Source organism: Paenibacillus terrae, assembly GCF_005217525.1.
Lineage (GTDB): Bacteria > Bacillota > Bacilli > Paenibacillales > Paenibacillaceae > Paenibacillus > Paenibacillus terrae_C.
This window is the reverse complement of the sequence record NZ_PNXQ01000001.1, coordinates 101,884-118,997: the sequence shown is the minus strand read 5'-3', so window position 1 is coordinate 118,997 and position 17,114 is coordinate 101,884. Positions and strand designations below refer to the sequence as shown.

Here is a 17,114-nt window from a genome sequence, read left to right as displayed (position 1 = left end):
GTATAAATATGGTTATTGTAACATGTTTCTTAATCGTAATGTTTTTGAGTTCCAGCTTTAAAAAGCTAATATAGTATGTAATAGAGTGAAATGAGTTCATGGAGGAGAAACAATATGGCAGAATGGTATGAGCAGAGCTTTGGGGAAGATTATTTATTAGTATACAAGCATCGCGATTTTCAGGGGGCCTATCAGGAAGTGCAGAAAATGATCTCTTGGCTCAAATTACCGCAGGGATCCAGCGTATTGGATCTGTGCTGTGGCATGGGACGTCATTCGCTTGCGCTCGCCGATGCCGGCTATAAGGTAACGGGCGTGGATTTGTCCGGTGTGCTGCTGCGTGAGGCACATGCTTCCGATCCCGAAGGACGGGTAAGCTGGCATCAGGGCGATATGAGAGAGGTGCCGCTGGAGGAAAGCTTTGATGCGGTGATGAATTTGTTTACTTCCTTCGGTTACTTTGAGGAGGACACGGAGCAGCTTAAAGTATTAAAAGAAATTTATCGGCTGTTGAAGCCGGGCGGACGTTTTATTATAGATTATTTAAATCCTGCGTACGTAGCTGCTCATCTGGTGCCGCATTCATCACGGGAGGATGAAGGAAATCAGATTGAGGAGCATCGGGTTATCGAGGACGGATTTGTAAAAAAACAGATCGCCATTCGTTCAATAGGATTAGCGGATGAAGAGCCTGCACGCGTGTATCATGAACGTGTCAAGCTGTACCCGTATGAAAAATTTCGTGCTTTGCTGGAGGAAGCCGGACTGTCTGTAGAGCAGGTACATGGAAGTTATAATGAAGATAAATATATCGAAAATGCATCGCCCCGAATGATTTTTGTCGGCGTGCGTGCTTGATACGGAAAGGCGGATGGGAAGCCATGAGGATGCCGGAGCTGACGCCGTGTGAACGAATAGATGGAGGCTTTCAGGTCAAAATATCCATGTCCTTTCCGCTGCGCTGGGTGAACAGCTATGTGCTGAAGGGACAGGACGGATTTACGATCGTAGACCCAGGCCCGCGCAGTACGAATACGGAGGAGGAATGGGAGCATGTCTTCCAGGAGCTGGGGATGTCCTTCGGTGATATCTCGGACATTGTCGTGACTCATCATCACCCGGATCATTACGGCTTGGCGGGCTGGATGCAGCAGCAAGGTCAGGCTCGTGTACATATGTCAGCGCGGAGCCATAAGGAAGCGATGATGATGTGGGGTCGCCCAGATTTACAAGCGGATATCTCTATGCCGATGGAGCAGAGGCTGCCAAGCTTTTTTGTCCGTCACGGCTTTCCTGTGGAGCAGGTAGCGGCCTTGGAGCTGCACATGCAGCAGGCTCATCTGCAAGTGAATCCACAGCCTGACATCACTGTTATTCCTGTCGGGCAGGCTGCCCGTCTGGAATGGGGTGGGCGTAGCTGGCTGCCTATTGAGACAGGGGGGCATGCGCCCGGACATGTCTCTTTGTATGAACCGGATAGCGGCGTTATTTTGTGCGGTGACGCGGTTTTACCGAGGATTTCGCCTAATATCAGTCTGTTGCCGGGGAGCGATGCCCAGCCCTTGCAGTCTTTTTTAGACGGCTTGCAGCGTCTTGGCGAGCTGGAGGTAGTGTGGGCATATCCGGGGCACCGTAATCCGTTTGGTTATTTTCGTGAACGGACACAGGCGTTGCTGGAGCATCATGAAGAACGGCTGGACAAGTTCCATGAGTTGATCCAGCCAGAGGGCAGTACAGCCTATGAGCTGTGTATCGCTGTATTCAGTGACAAGCTGGGTATTCACCAGTTGCGGTTTGCCATGTCTGAAACACTGGCCCATCTGGTGGAACTGGAGCGACGTGGTCGGGCCTCGATGAGCGAGACGAACCATACCGCACGTTTCTATCCACTTTGCGGGAAATAATTGCGGAAAGTTAACAGAAGGACCAACGGCATCCAAGCCGGGAAAGAGGCTGATATGAATTTATTGCTGCTGGGGGCTACCGGTCGCGTGGGGCGTTTTATCCTGGAATATGCGTTGGCAGACGGTCATACCGTTACAGCCCTTGCTCGTTCATCGGACAAGCTGGAGGCATACAAATTAAGATATGGAACGCAGCTTCAGATCGTAGAAGGAAATGCGACCCATGCTGAGGATGTAGCACAAGCGCTGGAGGGCAGGACGACAGCAGTCATCAGCGCGCTGAATACGGACGGAACCACGACCTTATCCGTGAATATGCGTTTGCTGATCCGGCTTATGCAGGAGCAGTCCGTTCCCCGGCTCATTACAGTAGGGACGGCAGGGATTTTGCAGAGTCGGACGGAGCCATGCTTGTATCGGTATGAATCCTCCGAGACCCGGCGGCGCAGCACCCGTGCGGCTGAGGAACACCGCCGGGTGTACGAACTGCTGCGCGATTCAGCGCTGGACTGGACGATAGTCTGCCCAACCTATCTGCCGGACGGAGCGCGGACGGGCATATATCGCGTGGAAAAGGATCTGCTGCCCGAGGGGGGCACACAAATTTCCACCGCTGACACGGCCGATTTTACCTATCGTCAGTTGAGTAGCACCGACTTTCTACACACACGGGTAGGCATTGCCTATTGATGCTGTAGCGATTTTAGGATTTGACAAAAAATCAGATTTAGAATACTATGATTCTTGTTGGTAACAACGTTTCCGGAAAGACCATGTTCAAACTCTATGTTAAAAATAGTAAGGAAGTGCATTAAAAGATGTCCGAGCCATCGCATCCCTATAAAACCTATTCGGAAGTGAAGCTACAGCAGCAGCAATTGCTACGTAAAAATGTCATTGATGCCGCATGTATCCTTCTTGCGGAAGAAGGGCCTGAGGCCGTGACTGTACGACGAGTTGCCCAGAAATTAAGCTGCTCCACCAAAATTATTTACAGTATTTTCGGCAGCAAGGATGGTCTTGCCAATGAAATGTACTTGGATGGATGTCGGCTATTAGCCGAAACCTTTCAACAAGTTCCGAAGACCGATAACGTACTCGCTGATCTGGAAGCTCTAAGCTGGGCGTATTGGCAATTTGCGCAGCTTCATTCGGCCTATTACAAAATGATGTTTGGTGGGGCTTTGTCTGATTTTAAGCCGGATGAACAGAGTCTGGAGGGCACGACAACGGCCCTGTCTCAAATCCTGCAAACCGTCATACACGGTATGGAGCAGGGTGAATTGAAAGAACATGATCCGCTGCTGGTTGTCCGGATGTTTTGGTCTGCTTTACACGGAGTCATACATCTTCAGTTTGCTGGTCATTTTTCAGATATAGACATGGCTCAAGAGGTGTATGCATTTACACTAAAGAATACGCTCCCAGCACTTAAAACACCCTCATCCCAATCTTAAAATATGAAGTGTACTGAGGTCGTCATAGTGGATGACTTCAGCTCATTTTGTAGAAATGGTAACAATGTTTCTAAGATAAAACAACGATACTATGGAGGTTAATAATCATGTTTATGTACGCAAACAAAACAGCTCTGATCACAGGTGCATCATCCGGTATTGGGGAAGCCTTTGCCTATTCGCTGGCAGCTCAAAAATGCAATCTCATTTTGGTGGCACGTAATGAAACGAAGTTGAAGGCGTTGGCTGAAGAGCTCTCTGCTAAATACAATGTAAAGACAACAGTCATCGCACTTGATCTTTCCGCGACAGGAGCGCCGCAAACATTACATCAGGAGGTTCAAAAACATCAACTAAAGGTGGATCTCTTGATTAACAATGCCGGCTTTGCCACCTATGGATACTTCGAGCAGGTTTCAGGAGAACGGCAGCATGAGGAAGTCATGCTCAATGTGGCTGCTTTAGTCGATATCACCCATGCATTTATGCCTGATTTATTGCGTAACCGGGATGGCGGATTAATCAATGTGGCTTCCACAGCCGCATTTCAGCCCGATCCGTATATGGCGGTGTATGGAGCAACCAAAGCATTTGTGCTTTCTTTTACTGAAGCGCTATGGGCAGAAAATCGGAAACGGGGGCTTAAAGTTCTGGCCCTTTGCCCAGGCTCAACAGAAACGCCGTTTTTTGATATTGTTGGCGCAAGTGAAGCGTCAATTGGAGTTAGGGAAACTCCCCAAACCGTTGTGAAGAACGCGCTGAGAGCATTTGAAAAGGGGCGTAGTCACATCATTTCCGGTCGTCAAAACTATTGGGTAGCTCAGGTATCCCGGTTTTTCTCTCGTCAATCCACGCTGGGAATTGTAGAACGTGCACTGCGCCCACAAAAATAAATCAGATTGTATAAATCACATTAGTTTTCCCCATGCGCCGGGTCTGATCGCTTCTCATTTGAAGATCAGACCCGGCATTTTTGCTTATATACAGGTCAAGCGCACAGACGCTACTCCAGCCATGTCTTGTTCTCCTCACCCCCTGCATATATCTGTTGTATTCTAACCGTCGTTATTTAGCGAGTTATTATTTAACGGGTTGTATTCGGGGCGCTTTCCTCCCCAAGCTCCTGCTCGCGTTCTGCCTGCTTGCGATGCGCGATACGACTGCTGGCCGAAGCAGCGATGGCCCCGACAATATCGTCCAGAAACGTATGGATCGGTCCCAGGCTTTTATCGTTCAGTCGTTCCAGCACGCCCGGTTTAAGCTTGTCCACATAACCGTAATTCGTAAATCCAATGCTGCCGTATACATTTACAATGGAAAAAGCCAAGATTTCATCCACTCCGTACAGCCCTTCATCATTTTCGATCATATCCTGCAATGGGGGAAGGAGAGCGCCTTGCTCGGCAAGGATATCCAGTTGGATGCCCGTGAGCACCGCATTTTGGACTTCGCGTTTCATCAGTACCTTTTCCACATTCTCAATACATTCCTCCATCGTTAAATTCGGGTAATATTTTTTTTGCAAAAGCATGACCAGCTCTGCGATTTCCGTAATGTTTACACCACGCTTGTGCAGCCATTCGCGGGTGGCATCGGCTACCTTTTTACTATTCAGGCTATAAGGCATTTTTTTCTTGTCCATAAAGTTGAAGTTCCCCTCCTCGTATCGTTCCTGATTGTTACTGCAATTATGACCAGTGTGTCCAATCGGATGAAAAAGTAGTTATTTTTTACGCGAGGCTCGTATACATATTAGTACAATCTGTACAAAATTGTTAGGGAGGAACTTCATTTATGAACATAAAACATCCATTGCGCGTGACGTCCGTAGTAGGGCTGCTGACCCTGCCGTTGTTGTTGTCCGGCTGTAGCCTTTTTGGCAATGAATCGGCGTCTATTGATCCCCCGCCATCCACGACGGAGCAGTCTATGATCAAAGCGGTGACCGGAAAAGCTCCCGTCAGCACTGGACAACTGAGAGCTGTATTTTTACAGGATCATAACGGTTTGCTGGCCCCGGTATCCTTACCGATTGCTACAGGTGATGTGCAGGCGGATGCCAAGTCGGCGCTGGAAACGCTGGTGGAGGGCGGTCCGTATGCCGGATTATTGCCGGAGGGTTTCAAGGGCGTGCTGCCCCAAGGTACAGAAGTGAAGAGTGTGACGGTGGACAAGAAGAACAAGCTGGCAGTCGTCGAATTCAACAAATCGTTTGGCAGCTACAAGGCACAGGAAGAACGCAAATTAATGGAGAGCTTGACCTGGACCCTGACTGACCGTCCCGATATTCAAAGTGTACAAATCTGGGTGGATGGCAAAAAGCTGAACGAAATGCCTGTTGGCGGCACACCGCTGGATCATCCTCTGACACGTGCAGTAGGCATTAATCTGGAGGTAGGTCATGGCGTTACGCCGCTGGATTCCAGTCCGGTTACGGTATATTTTTCATCCTCATCTCCCGCTGGAGTTCAATATTATGTGCCGGTAACACGGCTGGTCACCCCGGAAAAAGATCGTGTTCAGTCAGCGCTGCATCAGTTGATCCAGGGGCCGCAGACCCAGGATGGACTACAGGAAGTCATGACAGGGGAGACGGCTCTGAAATCTGTGGAACGCTCCAAGGATAACGTGATTACGGTATCGCTCTCGGATGATATGTTTGCCAAGGGAGAAGCGGTGCCTGCCGAGTTTCTGGAATCGGTCGTACTGACGGCGGCAGACAATTCAGAGGATGCGGTTAAAACCAAAATCCGGATTGAGCTGAACGGTGAAAAAAGCGTGATTGGACAAAATAATCAGAATTATGGAGAGCCTGTAGCCAAGCCCCAGCACATTAACGAAATTCCTCTTTAAGGGCGACGAATCGTCCTTGGGGTGCTTTTGCCTGCACACTTTGGTAAAATAAACGTATAAGAACAGGTTGCATACGACGTAGGAGGAAAAAGCATGAGTAGATCTAACGGACGAAACGGTGATGAGCTGCGCCCGATGAAATTGACAGCAGGAGTAAATAAGTATGCGGAGGGCTCTGTTTTTATAGAGGTTGGCGAGACGAAAGTCATCTGTACGGCTACCGTGGAAGAACGCGTTCCACCCTTTATGAAGGGACAAGGAAAGGGCTGGGTAACGGCAGAGTATTCCATGCTTCCGAGGGCGACTCATACGCGTAATCAGCGCGAGGCTGCACGTGGAAAGCTGACAGGCCGGACAATGGAGATTCAACGTCTGATCGGAAGAGCGCTGCGTTCGGTTGTAAATTTGCAGGCGCTGGGTGAGCGTACGATTACGCTGGACTGTGACGTGATTCAGGCGGATGGCGGCACACGCACGACTTCAATTACCGGTTCCTTCGTAGCGCTGGCGATTGCTGTGAATAAAATTGCGCTACAGCACAAGCTGCCTGTTTTTCCAATTACCGATTTTTTGGCATCCGTCAGCGTGGGGGTTGTTGGCGGCAAAGCGCTGCTCGACCTGAACTATGAAGAGGATTCCAAGGCCAAAGTAGACATGAACCTCGTGATGACGGGTGGCGGCAAGTATGTTGAGCTGCAAGGTACGGGTGAAGAAAGTCCGTTCGACCGTCAGGAGCTGGATCAACTGCTCAGCTTGGGTGAACAAGGAATTCTGCAAATGATCGAGCGCCAAAAAGAGGTGCTCGGACCGATTGCAGACAAGATCGGAGCAGGACGTGCGGGGGCTGGGGTCTGATGTTGCTGGAGGGTCCGGTTGTTATTGTCGCTACGAAGAATAAGGGAAAAGTGCGTGAATTCGCACATGCCTTTGCTCCGTTTGGCAAGGAAGTCAAAAGCATGTACGATTACCCCGACATTCCTGATGTCGTTGAGGATGGTAAAACCTTTGCCGAGAATGCGTTGAAAAAGGCCAAAGCGGTCGGAGATGTACTCGGATTGCCTGTGCTGGCTGATGATTCTGGCCTGTGCGTGGATTTGCTGGACGGTGCGCCGGGCGTATACTCGGCCCGTTATGCCGGAGAAGGTGCCAGCGATCACGAAAACAATATCAAGCTGCTTGACGTTCTGGAATCGAAGCAGCTTGGTGATGATACCGGACAGCCTTTGCTAAGCCCGGCTCAATTTGTCTGCACCTTGATTCTGTATAATCCGCAGACAGGGGAGACCTTGGAATCGACTGGCTCGGTGGAGGGCTGGATTACAACGGAAACCGCAGGCAGCGGGGGATTTGGCTATGATCCGTTGTTTTATTTGCCCGAGTTTGAAAAGACGATGGCCGAGCTGACGCTGGAACAAAAGCAAGCCATTAGCCACCGAGGCGTAGCATTGCGTGACTTGGCGAAAAAGCTGGGGAATCCGCAGGCATAGTTTTTAGCAATATAGCTGCTGGGCTTGAGTAATCTTTAGACGCGTCTGTTGTCTCACCGTTTTATTGAACGGCTAAATAATTAGGCTAACATATAACAATAATGAAGGATAGCTGATTATACCCCTGTCAAATAGACAGGGGTATAATCATGTATAGACTTTTGATTTTTCCATTTCCATAAAGCTTACCCAGAATTAAACCCCAGATTAGTTTGGGGTTTAATGGCAGGCGCTGGCGCAAGGAACCAGTTAACCAGCGGAAACAGTAACAGCCTGGTCGGACCCCTTGTGCGGTTCAATTCCGCAGCGTGCCCCTTATAGATTGGGAGGATTGCCCATAGTTTTGTTGAAGAATTACAAAAATAAACTTATAATGTAAGAGAAGACAACCAAATGCAATATGCAGCTATTAATAGTGTAGCTGTATTTTGTACGTTCTTTATTAGTCATAAAACACATACAAATAACCTTTTACATAATCAGTCTGATTAATAAAGTCCATTCTTGTCTCGGGAAGAAGGGGATCATTTCTATTTAATCAGAACAAGGAGTTAAATGAGCCGGACTAAAAATCTAGAATTCTAAAATGGAGGGAATTGCGTTGAAAAGAAACCTGAAATCTGTAATGTCTCTAGCTGTTGCATCTGTGGCGTTAGTAGGTAGTCTCGGGCTTGCAAGCATAGCAAGTGCTGCCAGTGATTTTAGTGGTTTCCCTACTTTGCGCTAAGGCGACAGCGGGGGATATGTGAGAGCATTACAAGCAAATTTATGGGCCTATGGACAACAGGGAACCGTAGGAACGATTGATGGAAGTTTTGGTAGCGGTGTGAAATCAGGGCTCCAAAATTTTCAAAGTTCTAAAGGACTAACAGCAGATGGAATAGCTGGTTCGGGGACTTGGAATAGAATGAACTATAATGTCTCTGTTGAAGTTCCAGGAAGATCTTTCTTCTTATCTACTCCCGACAGTTCGACTTATTACGTGTTTTATGGGACAGGAGATAGTGGTAGTGGTATGAGATATGCAGTTTTGTACAAAACCAATAATAGGACCGTTACTTCAGGTACAGTATATTAATAGGAGGGGTTTAATTTGAAAAAACAATTAGTTGCTATAGCATTAGGTGGCGCACTTGTAATAGGTAGCGGTGCATTTGTATATAATTCCTATGCTGCCGAATCGGAAGTTCCATCACAGGTTCCGGTTGAGACGAAAGCAGGAGCGATTGATGCTTCAACAGCACAAGCGCCGACGGAAACACCAGCAGAGACAGTAGTTGAAAGCTCTACTGATATCGAAGGACTCATAAACATATCTGATGTACCAGCAGAAGATATCCATATTCCTAATCTAGCGCAGGGAGCCTCGCTTAAAACAGCAGCGGCTGGGGACGTAAGTTTGAAACCATTAAACACAACAGCACTAAAAGGCGAGAATGGATTGGTTATTAGACAATCATATCGCGGGAATGATGGAAAAGAAATTATGGTCATTCAAACCGAATCCCACATGGATGAACAGGCTACTATTGAGAGTTTGAAAGACTCATATAAAGAGGAAAAGGTTGAGTCGACTAAAATCAACGACCATACTGCTGTTTATGTTGACGGGCAAGCAAGAAAGGTTGTTCATCTGATTACGAAAGATCACTTTTATACTGTTTCCTCTTTTAATGCCACTCTTGATGAATTGATGGAAATTGCAAAAAATATTCAAGAGTAATTTTTTGGTCGAACTAATTACTAAAAAACACAAACGATCCGTTTGTGTTTTTTAGTTTCCTTTCCCGATCCAGTCATAATTGAGTAAACCGTGCTATGCACATATCTCCTCCAGTTCACTCTATCCATGGTTCATGTGGGATTTTTTGAGTGTCTAATTTGAAGGGGATGGTACCAAGCTGCGGATAGACTTTTTGACATTTATTATTTTCCATACAACCCGAGCTATTCACGTTTTGCCTTGAGGAAGGTTATGTCAGGTTACAACTAACGCTTACCGAATCGCTACCTTGTAAGTGCGCAGCCAGTTATCCACTTGAACCAAATACGCGAACAATTGAGGCCCTGACATCAATTGACCGAACCAGGGCAGATTGCTGGATGCCTCCGGCGAGGCCGCGATATCCCGTACTTTTTGGGCATCAATCAGCTTGAGCAGCGGGGAGGAGGAATCATCCAATAGATCCAGCGCCTGCTTTTTCACAGCAGTAAGATAGGAAGGATTATGCGTTTTGGGATAGGGGCTTTTCTTGCGATACAGCACATCATCCGGCAATACGCCCTCCAGCGCTTTGCGCAAAATCCCCTTTTCACGTCCACCCGTCATTTTAATGCTCCACGGAATGTTCCAAACATACTGTACCAGCCGATGGTCGCAATACGGCACCCGCACTTCCAGTCCGGCCCCCATACTCATCCGATCCTTACGGTCCAGCAGAGTAGGCATAAAGCGGGTGATGTTCAAATAGGACATGACGCGCATTTGCGCGGCTTTATCTGTTTCCCCCGGCAGCTTCGGCACTTCTCCTACGGCTTCCGAGTAGCGGTCGTTCAAATATTCCAAGGGCTTGATCCAGTCCCGCACCTCGGGAGACAGCAGACTGGCTCTCATGTCGGGAGCAACTGACCACGGGAATGTACCCGAATTGAGCATTTCCTCACGATGGAACCACGGATATCCGCCAAACACTTCATCCGCTGCTTCGCCGGAAATAGCGACGGTAGCCCCCTTTTTAATTTCCCTGCAAAAGAGATACAGCGACGAATCCACATCCGCCATACCGGGCAAATCCCGCGTTAGCGTGGAGTTGTTCAGCGCTGCTACGACCTCGGGCGTATCGAATTCGATCCAGTGATGGTTCGTGCCTAGCTCATCGACCATCCGCTGAATCCATGGGGCATCGGCTCCGGGCTGGAACGCATGGGCTTTAAAATGCTTGTCGTTATCCACATAATCGACCGAATACGTATGAACTTGTCCCTGCCCGGTACGCTTGTAATACTCGACAGCCAGCGCAGACAGCGCACTTGAATCCAGACCACCCGACAGCAGGGTGCATACCGGAACGTCTGAAATCAACTGCCGTTCCACCGTATCCAGCAGCAGCTCGCGTACCTTGAGTGCAGTTTCTTCGGTGTTATCCTCATGCGCAAAGCTTTCCAGCTTCCAGTAGGCTTGAATGCGCACACCGTCTCGGCTGTACGTTAGCGTATGTCCGGGGCGCAGCTCCTTCATGGACGAATAGACGCCGTGTCCGGGGGTGCGTGCAGGTCCGATGATGAAAATTTCGGCCAATCCCTCGGCGTCGACTGCGGCTTCTACCGCAGGATGCTGGAGCAGCGCTTTGGGCTCGGAGCCAAATACGAATACGTCTCCGACTTGGCTGTAAAATAACGGCTTTACGCCTAGCCGATCCCGTGCGAGAAATACCTGCTCCCGCTCACTGTCCCAGACCGCAAAGGCAAATATGCCGTTCAGCCGATCCACACAATCAGGGCCCCACTCCATGTAGGCTTCAAGCAATACCTCTGTGTCGCATTGTGTACGGAAAATATGCCCTCGCTGTTGCAGCTCTTTTTTCAGCTCAGGCGCGTTATATATTTCCCCGTTATATACAATCGTATAAGTGATATCCTCAAGCTGGCGGATCATGGGTTGGGCGCCGTTTTCCGGGTCCATGACGCTCAGTCTTCTGTGTCCAAAGGCACACGGGTTGGATATCCAGGTGCCCGCAGCATCCGGTCCGCGATCAGAGAGCGTTCGCGTCATATTGAGCAGCAGCTCCGATTGATGCATTAAGTCTCCGTTCCACTGTATGAAACCAGTAATTCCGCACATGTCTGTTCATCCTCTCTTTGTCGTGTTCATCCAGTGTTGGGATGAAACAAAAACTAAATCCCCAGTTCATCAGTATATATGCCGAAAAGGAGCATAAAATGTCTGTCCGTTCCGAAAACTACAAATGGGGCAACCCGTGTATTCGCAAGGAAGGAGGAAGGCAAATGTACTACATCAAGGATGCTAAAATACGCCGCTTCACCGAGCTTGACGGCGTGCGCTGCGCAGAGGTAGAGGTGCGGCCTGGTGCAGCAGATGACCCGGAACTGCTGGTCTACATTACCGCCACCAATCAGCAGGACAGTCAGGCAGGCTATGACATGATACGCATCATTCGTAATGATGCCGATCTGGCGCTGGATTGGTACGACAATAACCTGCATTCCGCGTTTGAGGAAGTGACGGATAAGGCTTTTACCGACTCCACTCATATTACGGCTGGGGAAGAACGGGAAAAGTTTAAAAGAGAGCTGCTTTCCTATGGGCAGCTTAGCACGGAATTTGCCAAGGAGTTCGGCGTATGAGAATAGGATGCGCCATGCCTCGGCTTTTGTTGATTTGGGCTCCAGCGCCATCGCGGAATCCGCGTGAAAGGAGGGGAAAATCATAGACGGCAAAGCGAAGTACAAGAAGAACAAGGGCAGCAGTTATATTCATAACAATGAATTTGCGGAAGAAGTGCTTGAGAAAAACGTAAGGCATGAAGTGCCAAAAAGTCCTAGACGCTTCGGTAATAAATAAATTTGTCCATTAAAAATTTTTAAAGAAGCCTCCGTATCCCGTTTAACTCGCGGAATGCAGGAGGCTTCTTCTTGAGATTTATGCGGCTTCACGGAGCGTCATAATTCCTTTGTAGATGTTGTAGACAAATACCCCGAGGTAGACCACAGCGAATAGCAGCACAAACCCGATTACAGAGCCTGCATGATTCGCCGTTGCAATAAAATAAAATAGCGGAATCGCCGCGATCATGGGGAAAATGTGCGATAAAATAGCCTTTTTTGCATGTTCCCGAACATACTCGTCCCGTACCGCAATCCATACAATGACAGGCAACAGAAATGGGGCGAAAAAAATACTGAAATAACAAAGTGATGACAATAGACCTCTCACGGACATACACCTCCTTCGTAGCATGGCCTTTTGTACATAATACCCTGACAGCGTCCAAATGATTCCTTTTGTAGCCTGTTTACTGTACGAATGAAAAAAATGCTTGTGACAGTGAACATGGATGTGATATAATAATCAATGCGCTGAATACATAAGGTTTTACGAAATACATTTTGTCCCAGTAGCTCAGCTGGATAGAGCAACGGCCTTCTAAGCCGTCGGTCGGGGGTTCGAATCCCTCCTGGGACGTATAGCTAGAAGTCGAAAGCTCCTGTACAGGAGCTTTTTTTGTGTTGTAGTGGGATGAGAACTCCTTGGGGAGTGTCGGAGCACAAGCAGTGCTAGCATAAACTTCGCAGCCTCAATCGTTGGGAGAATATTCCTCTTACGACGTATAGTAGCAGGTTTATCTACAATCTACGTGGATGTGCAATGAAAAAACGGTCGTGGTCCCATCCGAGGCGGAGGGAGACGACCATTCTGTCATACATCCAGCATGAACAAACTACTTTATAAATTTACACTGTCGCCTTCGTCTTATGCGCAAAAAATTGTGGCAAATGCTCTTTATGCGCTTCCAGCAGCTCATCCAACACGGTTTGAGCAATGTCACCGCTTGGAACGAGTGGATTCAGTGTAAAGGCTTGCAGCGCTGTTGCGTAGTCACCCGTTACCGCCGCTTCAATTGTCAATTCTTCCATCGCCTTCATCACTTGCAGCAAGCCGCGCTGTGCAGGCGGGAATTTGCCAAAGTTTACAGGTTCAGCACCATGCGCACGGATTACACTGGTAATTTCAATCGCGCTGTCATAAGGAACATCATCAATTGCACCATTGTTACGTGTGCTAACCACCATCAGCGTGCCTTTGTTGTTATAGATGGAATTAATAATTTCACAGGCTGCATCACTGTAATGGGCACCGCCACGTTTGGATAATTCCTCTGGTTTGTAATCCAGATTCGGATCTTTATACAGTTCAAACAGGCTTTCTTCGAGACGTTTGACGACTTGACCCCGAGTTCCTTCGTTTTTGGCTTCCTCTAATTCTTCCTTGAGCATGTTGTCTGTCATGTAGTAATACCGATGGTACGGACACGGCAGCATTTTCAATTGACGAACCTGATCATACAGGAAACGCATGTTTCTAATATTTTCAACGACCTTCTCCGGTTTTGCGCCGGGCGCGTACAGCCCTTCAATCACTTGCTCAGTTAATTCGGCCCCGGTTTTGTCATAAACTTTATGCCAGTGAAGATGGTTAATCCCTGCAAATTTAAAGAACAGCTCTTCTTCTGGTTTGTCCAGCACAGCCGATGCACTCTTGATCGCTCCGATGGGAACATTACATAATCCGATGACTTTGTCCCATTGACCATAACGAAGCACCGCTTCGGTGACCATACCTGCAGGATTGGTAAAATTAATCAACCACGCATTTGGACACAGCTCTTTCATATCCTCGACAATACTGAGGATGACAGGAATGGTACGGAAGGCCTTGAACATTCCTCCGGCACCGTTGGTTTCCTGACCGATCATACCGTGTTTTAACGGAATACTTTCATCCTTAATCCGGGCTTCGAGCAAGCCTACCCGAAACTGTGTTGTTACAAAATCGGCATCTACTAATGCTTCACGACGATCCAGCGTCAAATGTACTTCACAATCAATGCCTGCCGCTTTCACCATTCGTTTGGCCATGGCTCCTACGATTTCCAGCTTTTCGCGTCCTGCCTCAATGTCTACCAGCCACAATTCCCGAATGGGAAGCTCTGCATAACGTTTGATGAAGCCTTCTACTAATTCCGGAGTATAGCTGGAGCCGCCACCGATGGTTGCTATCTTTAAGCCTTTTTTCATGATTGTTGCCTCCTGAGTACATTTTTTTAAACCGCTTTCTTAAGCTTCTATTTCACTGTAATCTCTGTAATGCATTACAGGTCAAGAGCTTTTAAAAACTTATTTTGAAAGGATGACCATTATAGGACGAGGGACACGAACATGCTAAAATAGAAAGAACGAGGTGAGGACTATGGCGAATATTCATGAGATTGCAAAGCTTGCGGGTGTATCCTCGGCAACGGTGTCCCGTGTCATTAATAACCACCCGTATGTGAGTGAACCGACAAGACAGCGTGTGCAGGAGGTCATAAACCGACTGGATTACGTTCCTAATTTGAATGCGATTTCTTTAAAAACAGGCATGACCAAGCTCATTGGAATTATTTCAGTTTCATTTAATGATTCATTAAATTTATTTGTGCGTGGTTTTACGATGTATGCTCAGGAGCATGGTTTTAATATAGCGCTTTTTATTACGAATGGGGATAAGGAGCGGGAGCTTGAAGCACTGGAAATGTTGCGAAGAAAGCAGTTGGATGCCTTGGTTTGTATGATTCGCGTCAATGAGTGGAGTGTGATCGAGCATTATACCAAATATGGTCCGATTGTGACATGGCAGCGTGTGACCATAGAGGCAATCCCGTCTGTATTCATGGATCAGTATCAGGGCTATACGCTGGCGCTGGAGCATTTGTATGCCCGAGGATACCGGAAAATTGTAAACGTGTATGGCAATATGCGGGGGCTTAATACGAAGGAACGCATCCGGGCCTATCATGATTTTTGTGAAAAATATGATCTGGACGCTGAGACCTTCCCGCATTTTTATGGATTAAATTCAATAGCAGAGGGTGAACAAATCGCTCACTGGTGGGTAGAACAACCTAACAAGCCGGATGCGTTTGCTTGTTCTACAGATTATTTGGCAGCAGGACTGCTGACCGAAGCACGCAGGCTCGACGTTTCTGTGCCGGATCAATTTGCGGTGGTTGGCTTTGATAACACAGAAATTTCGCATTTGCTTGATTTAACAACGATTCATTATCCAATTGATAAACAGGCTGAGAACGCATTCATCATGATTCGCAACACCCTTGAAGGACTAGAGGAAGCGCTGCATCATTTGGAGTTTAGATTAGTGGAGAGAGTGACCACCTGATTTTGGGAAAGAGCTTTGAGTTGATATGCGAATATAGAGAAAAAGCATATTGACACATGCCAATATTTGGACAATTATATGAGATAAGTTTATAAAGAACGATACAATAGATCATTACATTATCGAACGTTCCCCGGATTGGCGGCGAATTGAGCCAGTATTGTATCGCTGTGCTGAACTGGATAAGCTGGAAGTGATTAAGCGTGTAGTTGGGCATATCATGGACAAGCTGCTATATTCCCCGAAGCTATTTGATGCAGCGGAAATATTATTCGCACAAGGTCGGCACGCTGCTGCGTTGTTGCTCTATGAGGGGGTTGCGGAAGCGGAGAAGTACCAGCACTCTGAACGCTTAGCCATCTGTCAGTATCGTATGTTTACGATTCAGGTTGGAGACGATCAAAACCGAAATCTCAGGGCAGCTACGCTATTTGAGCCCTTTGTCGAACGTCTGGATGAAATAGACCAGCTTGATGCGTTGAAAGATTTGGCGAATGTGTATCGTTCATTGCGTGAATGGGACAAGCTGGATGAAACGGCTAGAAAAATGAGAGATAAAGCGGAAATTCAATATACTTTGAAACATCAGCAGAAGAAGCAAAAGCGCGTGGAGCCTGATAGAAGGCTGAGTCGTCCCATGTTTGTGTACATCACCTATGCCGATTTGTTGTGTGCAAGTGTCTGTGAAGCCCAAGGCGATTATCAACAAGCTCTAGATTATACATACGCCTACGCTAATTTAGATTGGGTCAAAGAGACGGACGAGGATACCCTGCATTGGATCAAACTGTATCAACATTGGGCAGAAGGTAATACCTATGTAAATAAACTCCTGTCTGGAGATACAAGTGTGCTTCTGGATTATGTTGAGTATGTGGGCGACTCATCAAGCGCATCTGAAAAAGAGATAGTCGCCAAGCTGCTAAACATTATGTTGGCTGCTAACCAACATCAATTAGATGTGGATAATATACTTCAACGTTTTGAAAGAGAGATTAATTCTATTACCAAACAGCAATCATCTGCTGATATGTATACTCATCAAGTGGTACCAGAACAAACAACGCTTTTTAAATATGAACTGGCTAAATATTACTTGAGTAGAGGTGGCTACTCGCATGGCTTTCAATACTTGCTAGACGTTTTATCTAAATCATTAGCCATTAATAAAGAAGCTTTTTTCATTAGTTGTATAGCATTATTTGAACAGTTTAAAAAGTTTGCAGACGTTAAGGCTCATGGGAAGTACGAAAGTTTAGTGAGTGAAGGGAAAAGAGATAGATTATTTTATTATTGGTAGTAACTACTGTTTTATTCATGTTAGATTCAAATCCTGTATGTAAATATTATTGATAAGGTGTGGTTAAACAATGTAGAGAAAAATGATTCTTTTGATCAGCGCAACTAGCTTTTTGTTTATTTTAGCTATGCCTGTTCAGCCGCACAGTCATAATCA

The 17,114-nt window shown here is 47.2% G+C and carries 16 protein-coding genes, 1 tRNA gene and 1 pseudogene; 14 read left to right on the top strand and 4 right to left on the bottom strand.

Annotation, left to right across the window (positions count from 1 at the left end; genetic code table 11):
- Nucleotides 1-114: 114 nt before the first annotated feature.
- From C1I60_RS00540 to C1I60_RS00520, 5 genes are all read left to right on the top strand, one after another.
- Nucleotides 115-858, top strand: coding sequence for a class I SAM-dependent methyltransferase (locus C1I60_RS00540; protein ID WP_137060025.1), 744 nt, complete (start codon nt 115-117; stop codon nt 856-858).
- Nucleotides 859-881: 23 nt separating this feature from the next.
- A complete protein-coding gene (locus C1I60_RS00535; RefSeq protein WP_137060024.1) occupies nt 882-1,904 on the top strand; it encodes an MBL fold metallo-hydrolase in 1,023 nt (340 codons plus the stop codon).
- A 54-nt stretch (nt 1,905-1,958) separates the two neighbouring features.
- On the top strand, nt 1,959-2,594 hold the full coding sequence (locus tag C1I60_RS00530; RefSeq protein ID WP_137060023.1) for an NAD(P)-dependent oxidoreductase: 636 nt from the start codon (nt 1,959-1,961) through the stop codon (nt 2,592-2,594).
- A 128-nt stretch (nt 2,595-2,722) separates the two neighbouring features.
- A complete protein-coding gene (locus tag C1I60_RS00525) occupies nt 2,723-3,361 on the top strand; it encodes a TetR/AcrR family transcriptional regulator (protein WP_137060022.1) in 639 nt (212 codons plus the stop codon).
- Nucleotides 3,362-3,468: 107 nt separating this feature from the next.
- Complete coding sequence (locus C1I60_RS00520) at nt 3,469-4,254, top strand: SDR family NAD(P)-dependent oxidoreductase (RefSeq protein WP_137060021.1); 786 nt, start codon at nt 3,469-3,471, stop codon at nt 4,252-4,254.
- 191 nt (nt 4,255-4,445) lie between these two features.
- Here the strand turns inward: C1I60_RS00520 and C1I60_RS00515 are convergent, their stop codons facing one another.
- Nucleotides 4,446-5,003 (bottom strand): phosphatidylglycerophosphatase A family protein, encoded by a 558-nt coding sequence (locus C1I60_RS00515; RefSeq protein ID WP_137060020.1) that lies wholly within the window; start codon nt 5,001-5,003, stop codon nt 4,446-4,448.
- A 152-nt stretch (nt 5,004-5,155) separates the two neighbouring features.
- On the opposite strand from C1I60_RS00515, the gene C1I60_RS00510 reads away from it, so the two are divergent.
- From C1I60_RS00510 to C1I60_RS00490, 5 genes are all read left to right on the top strand, one after another.
- Nucleotides 5,156-6,214 (top strand): GerMN domain-containing protein, encoded by a 1,059-nt coding sequence (locus tag C1I60_RS00510; protein ID WP_137060019.1) that lies wholly within the window; start codon nt 5,156-5,158, stop codon nt 6,212-6,214.
- A 93-nt stretch (nt 6,215-6,307) separates the two neighbouring features.
- A complete protein-coding gene (rph, locus tag C1I60_RS00505) occupies nt 6,308-7,069 on the top strand; it encodes a ribonuclease PH (protein ID WP_137060018.1) in 762 nt (253 codons plus the stop codon).
- Nucleotides 7,069-7,701, top strand: a complete 633-nt coding sequence (locus C1I60_RS00500) for an XTP/dITP diphosphatase (RefSeq protein WP_044648295.1) — start codon at nt 7,069-7,071, stop codon at nt 7,699-7,701. Before rph ends, C1I60_RS00500 begins: the two co-directional genes overlap by 1 nt.
- A 745-nt stretch (nt 7,702-8,446) precedes the next feature.
- A complete protein-coding gene (locus C1I60_RS00495; protein ID WP_137060017.1) occupies nt 8,447-8,779 on the top strand; it encodes a peptidoglycan-binding domain-containing protein in 333 nt (110 codons plus the stop codon).
- 15 nt (nt 8,780-8,794) lie between these two features.
- Nucleotides 8,795-9,424 carry a DUF4367 domain-containing protein gene (locus C1I60_RS00490; RefSeq protein WP_137060016.1) on the top strand — a complete coding sequence of 210 codons (630 nt, stop codon included), beginning with the start codon at nt 8,795-8,797 and terminating at the stop codon, nt 9,422-9,424.
- A 273-nt stretch (nt 9,425-9,697) separates the two neighbouring features.
- Here the strand turns inward: C1I60_RS00490 and asnB are convergent, their stop codons facing one another.
- Entirely contained in the window at nt 9,698-11,542 is a 1,845-nt protein-coding gene (gene asnB, locus C1I60_RS00485) for an asparagine synthase (glutamine-hydrolyzing) (RefSeq protein ID WP_137060015.1), read from the bottom strand.
- 164 nt (nt 11,543-11,706) lie between these two features.
- On the opposite strand from asnB, the gene C1I60_RS00480 reads away from it, so the two are divergent.
- Entirely contained in the window at nt 11,707-12,066 is a 360-nt protein-coding gene (locus C1I60_RS00480; protein ID WP_137060214.1) for a hypothetical protein, read from the top strand.
- Between the two features lie 295 nt (nt 12,067-12,361).
- Here the strand turns inward: C1I60_RS00480 and C1I60_RS00475 are convergent, their stop codons facing one another.
- Nucleotides 12,362-12,655, bottom strand: a complete 294-nt coding sequence (locus tag C1I60_RS00475) for a magnetosome magnetite crystal formation protein family (protein WP_137060014.1) — start codon at nt 12,653-12,655, stop codon at nt 12,362-12,364.
- A 175-nt stretch (nt 12,656-12,830) separates the two neighbouring features.
- Here C1I60_RS00475 and C1I60_RS00470 point away from each other — a divergent pair.
- A tRNA-Arg gene (locus C1I60_RS00470) sits at nt 12,831-12,904 on the top strand.
- Between the two features lie 269 nt (nt 12,905-13,173).
- Here C1I60_RS00470 and C1I60_RS00465 read toward each other — a convergent pair.
- A complete protein-coding gene (locus C1I60_RS00465) occupies nt 13,174-14,517 on the bottom strand; it encodes a 6-phospho-beta-glucosidase (RefSeq protein WP_137060013.1) in 1,344 nt (447 codons plus the stop codon).
- 172 nt (nt 14,518-14,689) lie between these two features.
- On the opposite strand from C1I60_RS00465, the gene C1I60_RS00460 reads away from it, so the two are divergent.
- Both C1I60_RS00460 and C1I60_RS00455 read left to right on the top strand, forming a co-directional pair.
- Entirely contained in the window at nt 14,690-15,658 is a 969-nt protein-coding gene (locus C1I60_RS00460) for a LacI family DNA-binding transcriptional regulator (RefSeq protein WP_137060012.1), read from the top strand.
- A 106-nt stretch (nt 15,659-15,764) separates the two neighbouring features.
- Nucleotides 15,765-16,958 (top strand): annotated as a pseudogene (locus C1I60_RS00455) (tetratricopeptide repeat protein); the annotation flags it as partial.
- Between the last annotated feature and the right edge of the window lie 156 nt (nt 16,959-17,114).

What these genes read in the sequence shown, in the direction of transcription:
- C1I60_RS00525 (WP_137060022.1), top strand. Translation starts at nt 2,723, where the DNA reads ATGTCCGAGCCATCGCATCCCTATAAAACCTATTCGGAAGTGAAGCTA.
- C1I60_RS00460 (WP_137060012.1), top strand. Translation starts at nt 14,690, where the DNA reads ATGGCGAATATTCATGAGATTGCAAAGCTTGCGGGTGTATCCTCGGCA.
- C1I60_RS00540 (WP_137060025.1), top strand. Translation starts at nt 115, where the DNA reads ATGGCAGAATGGTATGAGCAGAGCTTTGGGGAAGATTATTTATTAGTA.
- C1I60_RS00480 (WP_137060214.1), top strand. Translation starts at nt 11,707, where the DNA reads ATGTACTACATCAAGGATGCTAAAATACGCCGCTTCACCGAGCTTGAC.
- C1I60_RS00510 (WP_137060019.1), top strand. Translation starts at nt 5,156, where the DNA reads ATGAACATAAAACATCCATTGCGCGTGACGTCCGTAGTAGGGCTGCTG.
- C1I60_RS00465 (WP_137060013.1), bottom strand. Translation starts at nt 14,517, where the DNA reads ATGAAAAAAGGCTTAAAGATAGCAACCATCGGTGGCGGCTCCAGCTAT.
- rph (WP_137060018.1), top strand. Translation starts at nt 6,308, where the DNA reads ATGAGTAGATCTAACGGACGAAACGGTGATGAGCTGCGCCCGATGAAA.
- C1I60_RS00530 (WP_137060023.1), top strand. Translation starts at nt 1,959, where the DNA reads ATGAATTTATTGCTGCTGGGGGCTACCGGTCGCGTGGGGCGTTTTATC.
- C1I60_RS00500 (WP_044648295.1), top strand. Translation starts at nt 7,069, where the DNA reads ATGTTGCTGGAGGGTCCGGTTGTTATTGTCGCTACGAAGAATAAGGGA.
- C1I60_RS00520 (WP_137060021.1), top strand. Translation starts at nt 3,469, where the DNA reads ATGTTTATGTACGCAAACAAAACAGCTCTGATCACAGGTGCATCATCC.
- C1I60_RS00535 (WP_137060024.1), top strand. Translation starts at nt 882, where the DNA reads ATGAGGATGCCGGAGCTGACGCCGTGTGAACGAATAGATGGAGGCTTT.
- C1I60_RS00515 (WP_137060020.1), bottom strand. Translation starts at nt 5,003, where the DNA reads ATGGACAAGAAAAAAATGCCTTATAGCCTGAATAGTAAAAAGGTAGCC.
- asnB (WP_137060015.1), bottom strand. Translation starts at nt 11,542, where the DNA reads ATGTGCGGAATTACTGGTTTCATACAGTGGAACGGAGACTTAATGCAT.